Annotated in this window: 15 protein-coding genes; 5 read left to right on the top strand and 10 right to left on the bottom strand. The window is 32.7% G+C overall.

The features are described from left to right. Window positions 1-6 precede the first annotated feature (6 nt). The 6 genes from LQ189_RS05645 to LQ189_RS05620 form a co-directional block, all read right to left on the bottom strand. Window positions 7-1,029, bottom strand: coding sequence for a sugar kinase (locus LQ189_RS05645; protein ID WP_230154894.1), 1,023 nt, complete (start codon window positions 1,027-1,029; stop codon window positions 7-9). Window positions 1,030-1,043: 14 nt separating this feature from the next. Further along, window positions 1,044-1,391, bottom strand: coding sequence for a cupin domain-containing protein (locus tag LQ189_RS05640; RefSeq protein WP_230154892.1), 348 nt, complete (start codon window positions 1,389-1,391; stop codon window positions 1,044-1,046). 11 nt (window positions 1,392-1,402) lie between these two features. Continuing rightward, window positions 1,403-2,803 carry a glucuronate isomerase gene (gene uxaC / locus LQ189_RS05635; protein ID WP_230154890.1) on the bottom strand — a complete coding sequence of 467 codons (1,401 nt, stop codon included), beginning with the start codon at window positions 2,801-2,803 and terminating at the stop codon, window positions 1,403-1,405. A 16-nt stretch (window positions 2,804-2,819) separates the two neighbouring features. Continuing rightward, entirely contained in the window at window positions 2,820-3,605 is a 786-nt protein-coding gene (locus LQ189_RS05630; protein WP_230154887.1) for a gluconate 5-dehydrogenase, read from the bottom strand. Between the two features lie 5 nt (window positions 3,606-3,610). Next, window positions 3,611-4,447 carry a 5-dehydro-4-deoxy-D-glucuronate isomerase gene (gene kduI, locus LQ189_RS05625; protein WP_086454812.1) on the bottom strand — a complete coding sequence of 279 codons (837 nt, stop codon included), beginning with the start codon at window positions 4,445-4,447 and terminating at the stop codon, window positions 3,611-3,613. A gap of 88 nt (window positions 4,448-4,535) precedes the next feature. Further along, entirely contained in the window at window positions 4,536-5,981 is a 1,446-nt protein-coding gene (locus LQ189_RS05620) for an MFS transporter (RefSeq protein ID WP_230154885.1), read from the bottom strand. 840 nt (window positions 5,982-6,821) lie between these two features. Between LQ189_RS05620 and LQ189_RS05615 the strand changes: the two genes are divergently transcribed. The 5 genes from LQ189_RS05615 to mptB are packed head-to-tail and all read left to right on the top strand — an operon-like array spanning window position 6,822 to window position 11,564. Continuing rightward, a complete protein-coding gene (locus LQ189_RS05615) occupies window positions 6,822-7,541 on the top strand; it encodes a DUF547 domain-containing protein (RefSeq protein WP_230154883.1) in 720 nt (239 codons plus the stop codon). Window positions 7,542-7,582: 41 nt separating this feature from the next. Further along, window positions 7,583-7,981 (top strand): toxin-antitoxin system YwqK family antitoxin, encoded by a 399-nt coding sequence (locus tag LQ189_RS05610; protein WP_086455492.1) that lies wholly within the window; start codon window positions 7,583-7,585, stop codon window positions 7,979-7,981. Between the two features lie 4 nt (window positions 7,982-7,985). Beyond that, window positions 7,986-8,675: a glycosyltransferase family 2 protein gene (locus LQ189_RS05605; RefSeq protein WP_230154881.1), complete on the top strand. Its 690-nt coding sequence runs from the start codon at window positions 7,986-7,988 to the stop codon at window positions 8,673-8,675. A gap of 1 nt (window position 8,676) precedes the next feature. Next, window positions 8,677-10,158: a cellulose synthase family protein gene (locus LQ189_RS05600; protein ID WP_230154875.1), complete on the top strand. Its 1,482-nt coding sequence runs from the start codon at window positions 8,677-8,679 to the stop codon at window positions 10,156-10,158. Window positions 10,159-10,199: 41 nt separating this feature from the next. Next, a complete protein-coding gene (mptB, locus tag LQ189_RS05595; protein WP_230154872.1) occupies window positions 10,200-11,564 on the top strand; it encodes a polyprenol phosphomannose-dependent alpha 1,6 mannosyltransferase MptB in 1,365 nt (454 codons plus the stop codon). On the opposite strand, the gene LQ189_RS05590 is transcribed toward mptB, so the two are convergent. The 4 genes from LQ189_RS05590 to LQ189_RS05575 all read right to left on the bottom strand — a co-directional run bounded on the left by LQ189_RS05590 (window position 11,561) and on the right by LQ189_RS05575 (window position 15,890). Continuing rightward, window positions 11,561-12,412, bottom strand: coding sequence for an EamA family transporter (locus LQ189_RS05590; protein WP_230154870.1), 852 nt, complete (start codon window positions 12,410-12,412; stop codon window positions 11,561-11,563). The two genes, mptB and LQ189_RS05590, sit on opposite strands and share 4 nt — an antisense overlap. A gap of 49 nt (window positions 12,413-12,461) precedes the next feature. Next, window positions 12,462-13,055 (bottom strand): 2OG-Fe(II) oxygenase, encoded by a 594-nt coding sequence (locus LQ189_RS05585; protein WP_158729895.1) that lies wholly within the window; start codon window positions 13,053-13,055, stop codon window positions 12,462-12,464. 114 nt (window positions 13,056-13,169) lie between these two features. Beyond that, window positions 13,170-14,627, bottom strand: coding sequence for a magnesium chelatase (locus LQ189_RS05580; RefSeq protein ID WP_230154868.1), 1,458 nt, complete (start codon window positions 14,625-14,627; stop codon window positions 13,170-13,172). A 144-nt stretch (window positions 14,628-14,771) separates the two neighbouring features. Next, on the bottom strand, window positions 14,772-15,890 hold the full coding sequence (locus tag LQ189_RS05575; RefSeq protein ID WP_230154866.1) for a VWA domain-containing protein: 1,119 nt from the start codon (window positions 15,888-15,890) through the stop codon (window positions 14,772-14,774). Window positions 15,891-15,997 lie beyond the last annotated feature (107 nt).

The following is a 15,997-nucleotide window of genomic DNA, read 5'->3' as shown; positions in this document are numbered from 1 at the left end:
ACTATTTTATCGTGAAACTAAACCAGATCCGTCTCCATCTAGCATGTTTTCTATTTCTTTTATTGTAACCAAGTTATAATCTCCTGCAATGGTATGTTTTAAACAACAAGCGGCAACTGCAAAATCTAAAGCACGTTGATTACTTACTGGAAAATTCAATAATCCATAAATTAAACCACCCATAAAAGCGTCACCACTACCCACTCTATCCACCACAGGCGTTACTTCTTTTACTGCTGCATTACTTATATGTTTACCATCATATAATATACCTCCAATTCTTTGGTGTGATGCACTCACAGAATAGCGGAGTGTCGTAGCTGCAATTTTTAAGTTAGGACATAGCTGAAATAATTTACCGTATAAGGACGGCAATGAAACTAAGTCTTGATAATTAGGTTGCACTTTAGATAAACCCAACATAAAATATGCTGTATCAATATCACCTAAAATGACATTACTGTATTTAAGAATTTCTGGCATAACTTCACTAGGTGTTTTACCATATTGCCATAATTTAGATCTATAATTTAAATCACATGAAATTGTTAATCCCAATTTATGAGCCACAAGAACAGCCTCTAAGCAAGCTTCTGCAGCACTATTAGAAATTGCTGGAGTAATACCACTCCAATGGAACCATGTTGCACCCTCAAAAACCTGTTCCCAGTTAATTAACCCTTTCTTAATTGTAGCCATAGCGCTGTGAGCCCTATCATAAACCACATTACTACCTCTTGTTCCTGCTCCAGTTTCTAAAAAATAAGTCCCCAAACGTTCCCCGCCACGAAGAATATTTTTAGAACTTACGTTCATTTTTCTCATTTCTTTCTCTGCACAAACTCCTATCTCATTATCAGGAATTCTAGTAACAAATTCAGCTTCAATTCCATAATTTGCTAATGATGCCGCTACATTAAATTCACCTCCACCGTAAGATGCTGTGAAAGTTTTGGCTTGTTCAAAACGCAAATGTCTTTCTGTTGAAAGTCTTAACATTATTTCGCCAAAAGTGACTACTTTACTCATTCAATATTCCTTTACTATTTAATAAAATCAGCTCTCATAGGACTAAAAACATCAATCAAAATACCTTCTTCTAGGCATAAAACACCATGCAAACTATTAGATGGAACCTGAAATGAATCCCCTTTTTTTAAAACACAGGTATCAGATTCAATGGTAACCTCAAATTTACCCTCGGCTACATACGTCAGTTGTGTGTGCGTGTGCTTGTGCATAGGTCCTATAGCGCCTTCTTTAAATTTAACATTCACCATCATAACACGATCATCAAATCCTGTTAGCTGTCTTAAAACACCAGTACTAGCAATTTCCCAATGCATTTCATCTGCCAAGAAAAATAATTGATTGGAACTATTTTTAGACATAAGCTTTTGAATTACAAATTAAAATACTCTTTTGCATTGTGATAGCTAATGTCAGAAACCATTTTACCAATCCATTCCATATCTGGTGGTAACTCTCCCCTTTTAATTTCATCACCTAACAAATTGCACAAAATTCTACGGAAATATTCATGTCTTGGAAATGATAAAAAACTTCTAGAATCAGTCAACATTCCTATAAAACAACTTATTAACCCCATATTAGAAAGTGCGTTCAATTGTTTTGTCATTCCATCCTTTTGATCTAAAAACCACCATCCTGAACCAAATTGCACTTTTCCTTTTACGCTACCATCATTAAAATTACCAATCATCGTAGCCATAACTTCATTATCAGCAGGATTCAAATTATAAATTATCGTTTTTGTTAATTTATCTTGGGTATCCAAAGCATTTAAAAAACGAGAAAGTTTTAACGCTTGCGGATAATCTCCTATAGAATCCCATCCTGTGTCTGGCCCTAAAATACGGTGCATTCGCTCATTATTATTTCGTAATGCTCCTAAATGAAACTGTTGCACCCAGCCATACTTGTGATACGTTTCGGATAAAAATAATAAAATAGCTGATTGAAATTTAAAAGCCTCCTCAGTAGTTATAGACACGTTTTCTCTTTTCTTTCTAAAAATACGATTTACTTCAACCTCAGTAAAACTTTCGAAATAAATCTGATCCAAGCCATGATCACAAAGTTTACAACCGTTTTGATCAAAATAATCAATTCTTTTTTCTAAAGCTATGCACAAATCAGCATACGAATCAATCGAAATACCTGCAACTTCACCTAATGAATTGATGTAAGCATTATACCCATCGTTTAAAATAAGAATAGCTTTATCTGGTCTAAAAGCGGTACTAACTTTAGTTTCAAATGGGTTTTTAGTTAAAAACTGATGGTGTTCTAGAGTGTCAATTGGATCCTCAGTTGTACACACAAAACTGGCATTTACTTTTTTTAACAAGTTTTGAGTACTGTATTCTTTTGAAGCTATTTTTGCCGATGATTCCTCATAGATTTTTTCGGCTGTTTTTTCATTTAATAGCTCATGAATATCAAAATATCTGGCAAGCTCTAGATGTGTCCAATGAAACAATGGATTACGCATCGTGTAAGGAACCGTTTTAGCCCATTGTAAAAACTTATCTTTATCCGTTGCATTTCCAGTAATAAATTGTTCCTTAATACCCAGAGTTCTCATGGCACGCCACTTGTAATGGTCTCCATTTATCCAAACTTGAGTACAATTTTCAAAAATTTTATCTTCAGCAATATACTGTGGTGATAGGTGATTATGATAATCTATAATAGGCTGATTTTTAGAAAAATCATGATACAACTCTTCTGCATATTTATTTTCTAATAAAAAATTATCGTGTATAAATGGCGCACTCATTTTTTTAATTTTTGAATTAATTTTCGTTTATAGGTTTCCCAATAGTGGCCAAAATTCCACCATCTACATATACAATTTGACCGTTTACAAAGTCACTAGCTTTTGAAGCTAAAAAAACAGCTGTTCCTGCTAAATCTTCAGGATTTCCCCAACGTGCAGCTGGCGTTCTGTTGATTATAAAATCGTTAAACGGATGACCATCTACGCGTATAGGTTCTGTTTGTGTAGTGGCAAAATATCCTGGACCAATCCCATTAACTTGAATATTATACTTTGCCCATTCTGTAGCTAAATTTCTAGTAAGCATCTTGAGTCCACCTTTTGCAGCAGCATAAGCAGATACGCTATTGCGTCCTAGCTCACTCATCATAGAACAAATGTTAATTATCTTGCCTTCTTGTCTTTCAATCATTTGTTTAGCAACAAGTTGAGACATAATAAACGGACCAACAAGATCTACATCAATCACCTTTCTAAAATCAGCAATAGGCATATTAATAGCTAATTCTCTCTTAATAATACCCGCATTGTTTATTAAAATATGAATATCACCTTGCTCTTTTGTAATGCGTTCAAGATTTTCTGCTGCTGCATTCTCATCCGTAACATCAAATAAATAACCCGAAACGGTATATCCTTTTTGTGAATAATAAGCAAGAGCTTCTTCCATTTTAGAGGGTGTTGTTCCTGTAATGACAAGTGCTGCACCAGCTTGAGCGAGACCTTCGGCCATAGCCAAACCTAATCCGTGAGTTCCACCGGTAATCAAAGCTCTTTTTCCTTTTAAATCAAATAAATTCATAGGTATTATCTTAGTTCATTAGGTGCTACAATATCCATATCTCCATAATCTAAATTCTCTCCAGCCATACCCCAAATAAAAGAGTAATTACTTGTACCCGCACCTGAATGTATAGACCACTCTGGTGATAAAACTGCTTGGTGATTTTGCATAAAAAGATGCCTTGTATTTTGTGGCTCTCCCATAAAATGACACACTGTTTGCGGAGCTTGAATATCAAAATAAAAATAAGCTTCCATTCTGCGATCATGAGTATGAGCGGGCATGGTGTTCCAAACATTACCCGGTAACAACTCTGTTAGCCCCATTTGAAGTTGACAGGTTTGTACAATACTATTTACTATCAGCTTATTTAGAATGCGTTTATTAGCTGTAATTTCATCTCCCAGTGGAATGATTTCCGCATCTTCTCTACCAATTTTTTTTGTTGGATAAGAAGTATGAGCTGGTGCCGAATTGATATAAAACAAGGCTTGTTGTCCATCAGCATTTGCAAAAAGAACCTCTTTACAACCTTGACCTACATAAAGCGCTTCCTTAGTATTCAATTCATAGACAACTCCATCAACGGTTACAACTCCGGCTCCACCTACATTGATTATTCCCAATTCTCTCCTATCTAAAAAGTTTTCAGACTTTAAATATGGAATTGTTTCTAATTTTAAGCTTGATTTTACTGGCATAACTCCACCAACAACATACCGATCATACATGGAATACGTAAGCTGAATTTCATCAGGAACAAATATATTTTCTATTAAAAACTGTTCTCTTAATTCATCGGTTCCATACTTTTTAAAATCAGTAGGATTGGTTGCATATCTAAAAGAAAAATTTGTCATGTTTTATTTTTTTATGTAATCGATTGCACAAAGGTACTTGATAAAATAAAACTTTGGCAAAATAGTTTATAAATATTTTAAATATGATCTACAGAGAGTTTATAGGACTATATTTAGGCACCAAAGACTTCATTACTATCCAGCCCGTTAAATAACAAACAGCACAGATTGAAAAAATAATAAAATATCCAGCCTCAATACCTTTGAAACCCATAAAAACCATATTCGTTTCTTTTGAATAATCAAATAAAACACCAGAACCTTTATTAATTAATGTTGAACCTATTCCTCCTGCCAGACCTCCTATTCCTGTTATTGTGGCAATTGCTTTTTTAGGAAACATATCTCCCACGGTTGTAAAAATATTAGCAGACCACGATTGATGTGCCGCTCCTGAAATCCCAATAATAATTACTGGAAGCCAATAACTAATATGCCCAAGTGGTTGCGCAATGAGTGCTAAAAGTGGAAAAAAAGCAAAAATAAGCATGGCTTTCATTCTGCCTTCATAAGGATTCATTCCTTTCTTTTCTACGAAATAAGTAGGCAACCAACCACCAATAATTGATAATAATGTAATCATATAAAGCACAAACAATGGCAATGCTGATTGTGTTGAATCCATATTATAAACAGAACTTAAATAGGCTGGTGTCCAAAATAAGAAAAACCACCAAACTCCATCTGTCATGAATTTTCCAAAAGCAAAAGCCCAAGTTTGCTTGTATTTAAGACAATCACTCAAAGAAACTTTGGTTGTAGTCTCAGGAACATATCCTGAAAGTTTACTATCGGCAATATCATCTTGTTGAATGTATTCTAACTCTGCTTGTGAAACATTAGGATGCTTTTCAGGTTTATCATACATAAAAACCCAAAAACCCATCCATACAAAACCAAGTGCACCAATAATTATAAAAGCCATTTCCCAACCAAATGCTTTAGCAATAAAAGGAATGGAGATTGGAGCTGCTAAGGCACCTACTGTTGCACCAGCATTAAAAATACTGGTTGAAAAAGCTCTATCTTTCTTAGGAAAATACTCTGCCGTAGTTTTTATTGCAGCAGGAAAATTACCGGCCTCTCCCACCGCTAGAACAAATCGGGCAAAAATAAATAAGGTTACGCTAACATTTATGATTAATCCCGTGTCATTGACTGTTTTTAAAGTTTCTTTTGCGCCTTCAAAACCCACAAACCAATTGCCAGTGATAATTCCTGAAGTGGCAATACCACAAAAAGCATGCAGGCAAGCACCAAATGACCAAATCCCGATAGCCCACAAAAAACCTTTTTTGGTATCCATCCAGTCTACAAAACGACCTGCAAACAACAATGAAACTGCATAAAAAATAGAGAATAACGCAGTTATGTTTCCGTAATCATTATTAGTCCAGTGGAATTCTGGTGCTATAAATTCACTCCAAGTCAAGGATAAAACTTGTCTGTCTAAATAATTGATTGTTGTTGCAAAAAATAGCAATCCACAAATAGACCAACGATAGCTTCCAATTTTATTACTTTTTTGATACATATTGTTGTAAGTATGATTTATTTCATTAATTCCTGACTATTGAACGATAAACATTTTATAACTAATTATTTAAAATACAAAATGTAATCGATTGCACAAATATAGTTGTAAAAAATGATTATCCAAATAAATTACATATAATTTTAAATAAGTAAACTAAAAAAATATATTACTTAAAAAAAATAGTTTATAACTAAATAATAGACAATTTTAATGTTAAGAAATAGGACATTGATATAATTTACAAAATCGGCTTACAATTCAAAAAAGATCTAATAAGAAAAAATTATAAAACTATCCCAAGCAATAACTCCTTAATATTGATTGCAATAAATATAAAGCGAGAATTAAAAATTACATTTTGATATTAAAACATGATTTGAGAAAACTAAAGCAAGTAATATCTCGTACATGAAAAAGAAACAAACACATTTAAGATTGACCTATTTATTTTTTTAGAAATACATATTGTGATTCACAGATTAGAAATAGACTCTGTTAAACAAAACAAAATTTATTTTTAGATGCATTATTAATTGCTTTACGTTCTTTGACTTATTGGGAATTATTGATTTAATAGCTAAACAAACAATATTTTAGATTGTCTATATAATTATTATATCTTTGCGCAAAATTTGGAATAGAGTTTGAAGTACTATATTCTAAATTGTAAAATGGATTTTATCGCAGCAGTATAATTAATTAGTATTAAAAGTTAAAACATTTACAGCTAATACGTTACTAATTATAGGTTCTGAATAAATATTCATTAACAATATTTAAAATTAAATTTTTAACTAAATAGATTTTATAACCAATACTTAATTAAAGAATTTCAAAATGAAAAAAATTATTTTAACGCTTTGTTTTTTTAGCTTGACATTAATTTCTAAAGCTCAAACTACAGAATTGTTTTTTGAACAGGCAACGATGTTCTTGAAGAAAAATGTTACACCAGAGGGTAAGGTAGATTACTTTTCTATCAAGAAAAGTCCCGGAGAACTTGTTTATATTTTGAGCAATATAGAAAAACTAGACACTAAATTCAGCGATAAAAAAGTAGCAAAAGCATTCTGGATTAATGTTTATAACTTACGTGTAATTAAGAGTGTAGTTGATAAATTCCCAATTGAGTCAGTTGAAAAAGTTCCAGGATTTTTTAGTACTGAAACTTTTATGGTAGGAAATCAAGAATTAACTCTAGACGATATTGAAAATGTTATCTTAAGAGATTTATTTTTTGATCCTGCAATACATTTTGCACTAACAAGTGCTGCAAATGGTGGCGCACCTTTGTTAAATACTGCTTATTTACCAACAACAGTTGATGAGCAAATAAAAGCAAGAGCAACATTAGTAATAAATTCTAAGTATTACTTTTATGTTGATAAAGAAAATAAAATTATTGAATTACCAAAAATATTTGAATGGTACAAAAAAGATTTTGCAGTAAACTATTTTAATGAAATTGACTTCATTAATCTATTCTTAGAGAAAAAAATAGATAATAAGTTGACTGTAAAAACGTATGAATTTGATTGGACTTTAAATAAAATATAATCCTATACGGCCCTACCGCTGTGTAGGGCAAATAGAATTATATGAAAAAAAAATATTGCATTCTTACATTATTATTGTTACTATGTTTTACACCTGCTAAAGCACAAAAAACATATTTAAAAAATTATTACGATAACGGAAAACTAAGTTCTGAGGGTTGGGTAAACCAAAACAAAAAAACAGATTACTGGTTCTTTTATCACAAAAACGGCAACAAGAAAGAAGAAGGACATTACTTTAACGATAAAAAAACAAAGTGGTGGATTGTATATGATGTCAACGGTAAAATTCAAAGAAAAATTGAATTTAATAACAATCTTGAAAATGGCTTAAGCATTTTTTACAACGAAGGTAAAATTTATAAAGCAGCAAGATACAATGCCGGATCTAAAATAAAAGAATGGACATCCATAGCTAGTTACAAAAAAGACAATCCATAATACAATGAAAATAATTAAAGTAATCATACCTGCATATAACGAGGAACATGCTATTGAACATGTGATTCAAGAAATTCCGAGTTATGTAGCCGAAATAATAGTAATCAATAACAATTCTACTGATGACACGGTAGCGGTAGCCAAAAAAGCTGGCGCTACTGTATTATCAGAAAATAAAAAAGGATATGGTTATGCCTGTTTAAAAGGACTTGATTACATAAATACTACTCCCATTACACCCGATATCGTTGTTTTTCTTGACGGTGATTATTCTGATTACCCTGAAGATCTTTCTAAATTAATTGCTCCCATCTTAAATAATACCGCTGATTTTGTCATTGGCGCGAGAGTTCCTGAGTTAAGAGAAGATGGTTCCATGACACCGCAACAAATTTTTGGAAATAGACTAGCCACTGTGTTAATGCGTCTTTTTTTTAGATCTAAATTTACTGATTTAGGACCGTTTAGAGCCATAAGATATGATACTTTACAGTCACTCAACATGGTAGACAAAACCTATGGTTGGACTGTTGAAATGCAATTGAAAGTGCTTAAAAAAAATATCAGTTATACTGAAATCCCTGTTCGCTACAAAAATAGAATTGGAGTTTCAAAAGTGTCCGGTACTGTAAAAGGAACTATTATGGCAGGAGTTAAAATTATTAGTTGGATCATTAAATACGCTTTCAAATAATATGTTAGTACTATCTTATATCATCCTATTTTTTTATAGTGTATCTATTATATTAATCTTCTTTTACGGCCTTTCTCAATTGAACTTATTGGTTAATTACCTTAAAAGTTCCAAGAAAATTTTAAAATCGAATCAATTTGATTTTAATAACCCAAATGAAATTCCAAAAGTTACCATTCAACTACCTATTTATAATGAAAAATATGTAGTAGAACGCTTGTTGGATACTATTTCTAATTTAGAATATCCAAAAGACAAATTAGACATTCAAGTATTAGATGACAGTACTGACGAAAGTTTAACCGAAAATATTCATATTGTAAATGAATTAGCTGCAACTGGTTTAAACATAAAACACATTACCCGAAGCAATAGAATCGGTTTTAAAGCAGGTGCACTAAAAGAAGGTTTAAGAACTGCTGAAGGCGAATTTATTGTAATTTTTGATGCTGATTTTGTGCCACAAAAAGAGTGGTTGTTGCAAACTATTCCGCATTTTAAAGATCCAAAAATTGGTGTGGTACAAACTAGATGGGGTCACCTAAATAGAGATTATTCCATTTTAACAAAAATTCAAGCCTTTGCACTTGATGCACATTTTACATTAGAACAAGTAGGCCGAAATTCACAGTCCCATTTTATAAATTTTAACGGCACTGCAGGTGTATGGCGAAAATCTTGTATTATTGATGCTGGAAACTGGGAAAGCGATACTTTAACCGAAGACTTAGATTTAAGTTACAGAGCACAATTAAAAAACTGGAAATTCAAATATTTACTTGATGTAGTTACACCCGCAGAACTACCCGTAATTATAAGTGCTGCCCGTTCTCAACAATTTCGTTGGAATAAAGGTGGCGCTGAAAATTTTGTAAAAATGAATCAGCGCATCATTAGCGCTACAAATATCAATTTTAAAACAAAAATTCATGGATTACTACATTTGCTAAATAGTTCTATGTTTTTATTTGTTTTTACAATGGCACTCTTTAGTGTACCTGTATTGTTTATAAAAAGTTGGTTTCCACAGCTAGAAGTTTTTTTTAAAATTTTAGCATTTTTCGTATTTACGTCAGTTGTTTTTTTTACTTGTTATTGGTTTACTTACAAAAAAATATATGGTGGAGGATTTGTAAATTTTATCAAATACATTGGTTTATTTTTTACTTTTTATAGCATTGCCATGGGTTTTACGTTTCACAATACCATTGCTGTTGTTCAAGGACTTATTGGAAAAAAAAGTGATTTCATCCGTACTCCTAAGTTTAACATTGAAAGCTTAAAAGAGAAATGGAAACAAAACAGTTACATTAATAAAAAGATATCAAAAAATATAATCATTGAAAGTCTGCTACTACTCTATTTTCTTTTTGGGATTTATAGTGGAATTCAATTAAACGACTATGGATTACTTCCGTTTCATATTATGTTATCCTTTGGTTATGGTTTTGTGATTGTTAATTCTTTCCGAATTGGAAACTAAAATGTAATTCCATTATTTAAAATTTTATTCGCTTACGCCAAATGAAAGTACTTAGTAACTCATGTAAACTTTATACACTATTGAGCGCTTTATGCTATACCTACATAGGATATTTCATGGACCGAAAGGATTTTGTTGTTTTGCTTTTATTATTTGGTGTTTTATTTTTTTCACTTGTAAAAATCATCCAAGAGCAAAGAGAAAACATCAACTATTTACTTGGTTTAGGTCTTTGTTTTAGAATTATATTTGCATTTGCATTACCTAATCTTTCTCAGGATTTTTATAGATTTATTTGGGACGGGCGCATACTCTTAGAAGGATTTAATCCTTACACTAATTTGCCCAATGATTTAATTGTTAACCCTAATTTTAATATTGCTCAGGCACAAGAATTATTTAAATCGATGGGGAGTTTGAGTGCTTCTCATTTTTCAAATTACCCGCCAATTAACCAACTTTTTTTTGTGATCGCGGGAATCTTTGGTACCCAATCCATAGTTGTGGCAACCCTTGTTTTGCGATTTATTATCATTGCAGCTGATTTTGGTACAGCTATTTTTGGAGCAAGATTATTACAATCAATGGGTTTCGAAAAGTATAAAATATACTGGTACATATTAAACCCATTGGTACTTATAGAACTCACAGGAAACTTACATTTTGAAGGTGTCATGCTATTCTTTTTTATATGGGGCATCTATTTATTACACCAAAACAAGTGGAAAACGGCTGCAGTAGCAATAGCCTTATCAATTGCAACTAAACTCTTGCCACTTATACTACTTCCATTATTTTTTCAAAAATTAGGATGGAAAAAAAGCTTTGTATTTTATACAATACTTATTGGCATTAACGTGGTCCTTTTCATTCCATTTTTATCAACCGCAATGGCTGAGAATTATTCGAATACAATTGCTTTATGGTTTGTAAATTTTGAATTTAATGCCAGTTTATATTATATCATCAGAGAAATAGGTTTTTACTATAAAGGGTATAATATCATTCATAGCACCGGAAAAGTTATCCCAATACTAATCATAATCTTTATCCTCTTACAGTCCTTTTTTGGTAAAAATAAAACCACACCAGACTTACTAAAAAGTATATTACTTGTGCTAAGTATTTATTTTTTTGTATCTACAACAATACATCCTTGGTATGTAATAAATCTTGTTTTAGTTTCGGTTTTTACGAAATATAAATTCCCAATTGTATGGAGTTTTACAGTTGTATTGAGCTATTTTGCTTACTCAGGTCAACTATTCAAAGAGAATTTAATGCTTATTGCTATTGAGTATGCCGTGGTTTTTTGGTTTATGTTTCGAGAATTAGAACTTAAACCCATAGAAATTTATAAAAGATTACAATCTAAAGTTTTAAATTCATTTTCTATAAAAGCTTAAGATTCCTGAGAGAACACAATTAAGAGTATCGCGATTAAAGCAATAAGTAAACCTAGATAATTTTTTACAGACAACTTTTCTTTGAAAACAACAACACCTATAACACTTCCTAAAATTATAACTCCTAAATTCATTCCTGCAAATACGGTAGATGGATTTGCAGTAAAAACGTGGTGCGCTTTGAGATAAAAAAGGATGTTCCCAAAATTGAACACACCCACAAGACCACCTAACAAAATGTTTTTTAGAGTTATTTTAGATGCGTTTACAACTGTATCATAACATACCACCAACAGCATAATAACTAATGCTATAGAAAAAACGACAACCAATGAACTTGTAAAAGGCATCGTTGTATAAAGTGCCATTTTCTTGAAAAGAATATCGATGATCCCAAAACCTAGTAAAACTAATAATGGGTAAGTCCAATTTGTTTTTTCTTTTGAAACAGGTTTCATCAATATCATAAGTATAGCAGGAAAACCAATAATTAGCGCTACAAGTTTGTACGAATTAAAAGTCTCGTCAAAAACCAACCAAGCTGCCAAAATAGGAATAAATAAAGACAGTCTTTGAGCTGCATCGGTTCTTACAATTCCCACTTGTTTTATTGAGGTTGCCAAAAACAAAAAAACTGTTGGCAATAAAAAACCAATACTAACATACAATGCCCATGGAGCAGTGGATAAAGAAGTAAATTTAAAATCGAAAAAAAAGAAACATAAAAGTACTGCAACTGCATAGTTAGTTGCTACCATTTGAATAGCACTAGAGTTGTATTGTCTAGATAATTTAAAAATCACACCTACAGTAACACTACAAACTACACTAAGTAAAAGATAAATCATGTTTTTTCCTCAAAATTACTATTTAAGTATCAATTTTAAAAGTAGCTACCTAATCTCTTTTGAGCCATCCCGTAATACTCATTCGGGGACAGTTTGTTTCCAATACTTCATGAACCAGCTCATCACTCTTAAAAAAAACTGTTTTTCCCAGGGTAGGAGCAATTTTTTGAGGAATATCGTTTTGATGTATCATTAGCTCACCGCCATCTGTAACTTTCCAGTCCGCATTTAAATAACTGATCATGCTGAATTTTCGGCTAGGATTGCTTTTAAATTGATCCAAGTGCTTTAAGTAAAAATCTCCTTTTTCATACAGGGAATAATGAAATTCATAACCTGTAATTCCAGCATAGCAACTTTGATTCAAGTATAAAATGAAGGCTTCAATTAATTTAAAATATTCATTCTCAAAAACATTATTGTGCTTTTTATCCAACCAATAAATAGAATCGCTCCGTATGGCACCATCATAAAGCAATTTATCTGAGTTGCCAATGCCAGCAGCAGTAAGCAAACTTCTTTCATTTAAGTTAAGAATGTTTTGTATTAAATGATCTGAAAGTTCTGGAGTCAAAAAATGCTCTGCTATACCTACTTTATTTTCAACATAACTTGATATCAAATTCTCAAAGGAATTTTCCATTTTAATTTTGGGAAAGACTGAAAATACAGTCAACGTAGCAAGGTAGATGAAATAAAATTACAAATGCTGTTTTTATAAAAAAAAGGGTTTAGTAAAAACTAAACCCTTTTGCACTTATAATTTACTGATAAAACTACCGTAAATATCTTTGAACTGATATCCTTCGGAAAAACGATCTTTACTTAGTTTCTTGTATTCTACCAATCCCCAAAGTATAAATTCCATCATGAAAAATTTATCTTCTGAACTTACTTGCGGTTGGTATTTTTTAATTAAAACTTCCAATGGTGCTATTCCACCTAGAATTTTTTCATACTCTTCATCTGAGCAATCATCAAGCAATTCAAAACCACTTTCGGCAAAGAACCATTCTATGATATCTGTGTACGCATTTTTGACACCTTCTTTTTCTAGTTTTTCAATTTTAGGAAAATAAGCTGGAAAGAAAGTATGAATGGCATCACCCAATAAGTGTTGTGCTACGGCAGCGGCTCCCTCCTGCTCTCCTTCATAAACCAACTCTACTTTTCCAGTAATGGCTGGAATAATACCCATAAAATCAGACAAACGCAAGGTAGTTTTGTCTGCACCAGCTTTTAATGCTCTTCTTTCTGCAGTGCTAAGTAAATTTTCAAAAGCTGTGATACTCAATCTGGCACTCACCCCACTTTTATTATCTATGTATTCACTTTCTCTAGCTTCAAAACTAATTTGTTCTAATAAATCTCTTGCTAATGAGGGTACATACACCATGTCATTTTGGGTAGCATCCAGTTTTGCTTCTTGCTCTGTGATAGTTCTGGCAATTTTGATAGTTTCAGGATAATGCGTTAGGATTTGTGACCCAATTCTATCTTTTAATGGAGTTACAATACTACCACGATTGGTATAGTCTTCAGGGTTTGCAGTAAAGACAAATTGCATGTCCAGCGGCATTCTTAATTTAAATCCTCGAATTTGAATATCTCCTTCTTGTAGAATATTAAACAAGGCTACTTGAATCCTGGCTTGTAAATCAGGTAACTCATTGATCACAAATATGCAACGATTCGCTCTTGGAATCATTCCAAAATGAATCACGCGATCATCAGCATACGATAATTTTAAATTTGCTGCTTTTATAGGATCTACATCGCCTATTAAATCGGCAACCGTTACATCTGGAGTGGCTAGTTTTTCAAAAAAACGTTCGCTTCTATGCAACCAGGATATTGGGGTTTCATCTCCTTTCTCGTTGATAAGATCTTTGGCAAAACGAGATATTGGCTGCAACGGATCATCATTGATTTCGGAACCCGTAACAAACGGAATGTACTCATCTAGCAATTCAATCATCTTGCGAGCCATTCTCGTTTTGGCTTGACCGCGAAGCCCTAATAAATTGATGTTATGACGGGATAAGATAGCCCGCTCCAGCTCTGGAATTACGGTATTCTCAAAACCATGAACTCCTTCAAAAGTGGGTTTCCCTGATTTTATTTTTTCTCTCAAGTTCGATCGCAATTCATCTTTAATGCTTTTGCTTTCGTATCCTGATTTTTTTAATTCTCCTAATGTTTTTATAGTATTCATCTATTTTTCTATTGAAATTGATATTGATTATTTGTTGGGGTTTGCGTTAGGGATAGCAGTGTAAATCCTTTTTTGAGTCCCGAAATTATCGGGACTCAAAAAAGATTGAAACGAATAGCCCGACCCGCAGGGAAACGCCCAAAATTACTTTATTCTCTTTTTTCTATTGGTCTCGTAGTCCTCAAAAATCATTTCGCCCAATCCTTTTAATCCTGTATAAAAGGCTTTTCCTTGATTTGACTCTGTAAACTTGTTCACAAATTTTTGCAAATAAGGATCATTAGCAATCATAAAAGTAGTGATGGGGATGTGTAATTTTCTGGCTTGTTGCGCTTGATTGTAACATTTATCCACAATATATTCATCAAGACCGTTGCTGTTCATATAATACGAACCATCTTTTTCACGAACACAACTTGGTTTTCCATCTGTAATCATGAAAATTTGTTTGTTTGTATTACGCTTTCTGCGCAAAATATCCATGGCTAGTTGCAAACCAGCAACCGTATTGGTGTGATACGGACCCACTTTTAAATAGGGTAAATCTCGTATGGCAATAGTCCAAGCATCGTTACCAAAAACAAGAATATCCAGGGTGTCTTTGGGATAACGCGTAGTGATTAATTCTGCCAGTGCCATGGCAACTTTTTTGGCAGGTGTGATTCTATCCTCACCATACAAAATCATACTGTGACTGATGTCAATCATTAAAACCGTACTCATTTGCGACTTAAATTGAGTTTCCTCAACTACCAAATCATTTTCGGTGAGCATAAAATCGCCAACACCATTATTGATTTGAGCATTACGTAAACTCTCTGTCAAAGAAATTCGTTCGAGTCCGTCACCAAAATGAAATTCTCTAAACTCTCCTGTATGCTCATCTCCATTGCCTACATGTTTGGTTTTGTGATTGCCACTGCCAGAGCGTTTAAGATTTCCAAAAATGTTATCCAGAGCTTGCTGCCTAATGGCGCGCTCCGTCTTGGCTGTTATCCCCAGTCCGGAACTTCCATCATCTTTCAACTCTTCCCGGATATAGCCTTTCTTCTTTAAATCTTCAACAAAATCATCAATGGTATAGGACGCATCAGTAAGTTTATACTCTACATCTAATTCTCGCAACCAGTCAATTGCCTCATCAAAATCTCCCGAAGTATGCGTGATTAATTCCTTGAAAATACCAAAGAGTTTATCAAACGGAGACTGGAAAGGCGCTTCGTATTGCTTGAAATAAAATCCTTTTTTATTATCGTTTTTCATAGAACATAAAATTACATCATTTTCAAAGGACAGCTTACAAACGTTTATTAATTTTTAGTTAAAAGCAATTTCAAGAATATAAACGTTACAAAAATGATTTGGGCGTG

The sequence above is a fragment of the Flavobacterium sp. CECT 9288 genome, from assembly GCF_918731615.1.
Lineage (GTDB): Bacteria > Bacteroidota > Bacteroidia > Flavobacteriales > Flavobacteriaceae > Flavobacterium.
The sequence above is the reverse complement of the archived record's forward strand: the minus strand, read 5'-3'. Positions and strand labels throughout refer to the sequence as shown.

Coding starts and splice junctions, on each gene's coding strand:
- LQ189_RS05645 (WP_230154894.1), bottom strand. CDS start 1,029: ATGAGTAAAGTAGTCACTTTTGGCGAAATAATGTTAAGACTTTCAACA.
- LQ189_RS05640 (WP_230154892.1), bottom strand. CDS start 1,391: ATGTCTAAAAATAGTTCCAATCAATTATTTTTCTTGGCAGATGAAATG.
- uxaC (WP_230154890.1), bottom strand. CDS start 2,803: ATGAGTGCGCCATTTATACACGATAATTTTTTATTAGAAAATAAATAT.
- LQ189_RS05630 (WP_230154887.1), bottom strand. CDS start 3,605: ATGAATTTATTTGATTTAAAAGGAAAAAGAGCTTTGATTACCGGTGGA.
- kduI (WP_086454812.1), bottom strand. CDS start 4,447: ATGACAAATTTTTCTTTTAGATATGCAACCAATCCTACTGATTTTAAA.
- LQ189_RS05620 (WP_230154885.1), bottom strand. CDS start 5,981: ATGTATCAAAAAAGTAATAAAATTGGAAGCTATCGTTGGTCTATTTGT.
- LQ189_RS05615 (WP_230154883.1), top strand. CDS start 6,822: ATGAAAAAAATTATTTTAACGCTTTGTTTTTTTAGCTTGACATTAATT.
- LQ189_RS05610 (WP_086455492.1), top strand. CDS start 7,583: ATGAAAAAAAAATATTGCATTCTTACATTATTATTGTTACTATGTTTT.
- LQ189_RS05605 (WP_230154881.1), top strand. CDS start 7,986: ATGAAAATAATTAAAGTAATCATACCTGCATATAACGAGGAACATGCT.
- LQ189_RS05600 (WP_230154875.1), top strand. CDS start 8,677: ATGTTAGTACTATCTTATATCATCCTATTTTTTTATAGTGTATCTATT.
- mptB (WP_230154872.1), top strand. CDS start 10,200: ATGAAAGTACTTAGTAACTCATGTAAACTTTATACACTATTGAGCGCT.
- LQ189_RS05590 (WP_230154870.1), bottom strand. CDS start 12,412: ATGATTTATCTTTTACTTAGTGTAGTTTGTAGTGTTACTGTAGGTGTG.
- LQ189_RS05585 (WP_158729895.1), bottom strand. CDS start 13,055: ATGGAAAATTCCTTTGAGAATTTGATATCAAGTTATGTTGAAAATAAA.
- LQ189_RS05580 (WP_230154868.1), bottom strand. CDS start 14,627: ATGAATACTATAAAAACATTAGGAGAATTAAAAAAATCAGGATACGAA.
- LQ189_RS05575 (WP_230154866.1), bottom strand. CDS start 15,890: ATGAAAAACGATAATAAAAAAGGATTTTATTTCAAGCAATACGAAGCG.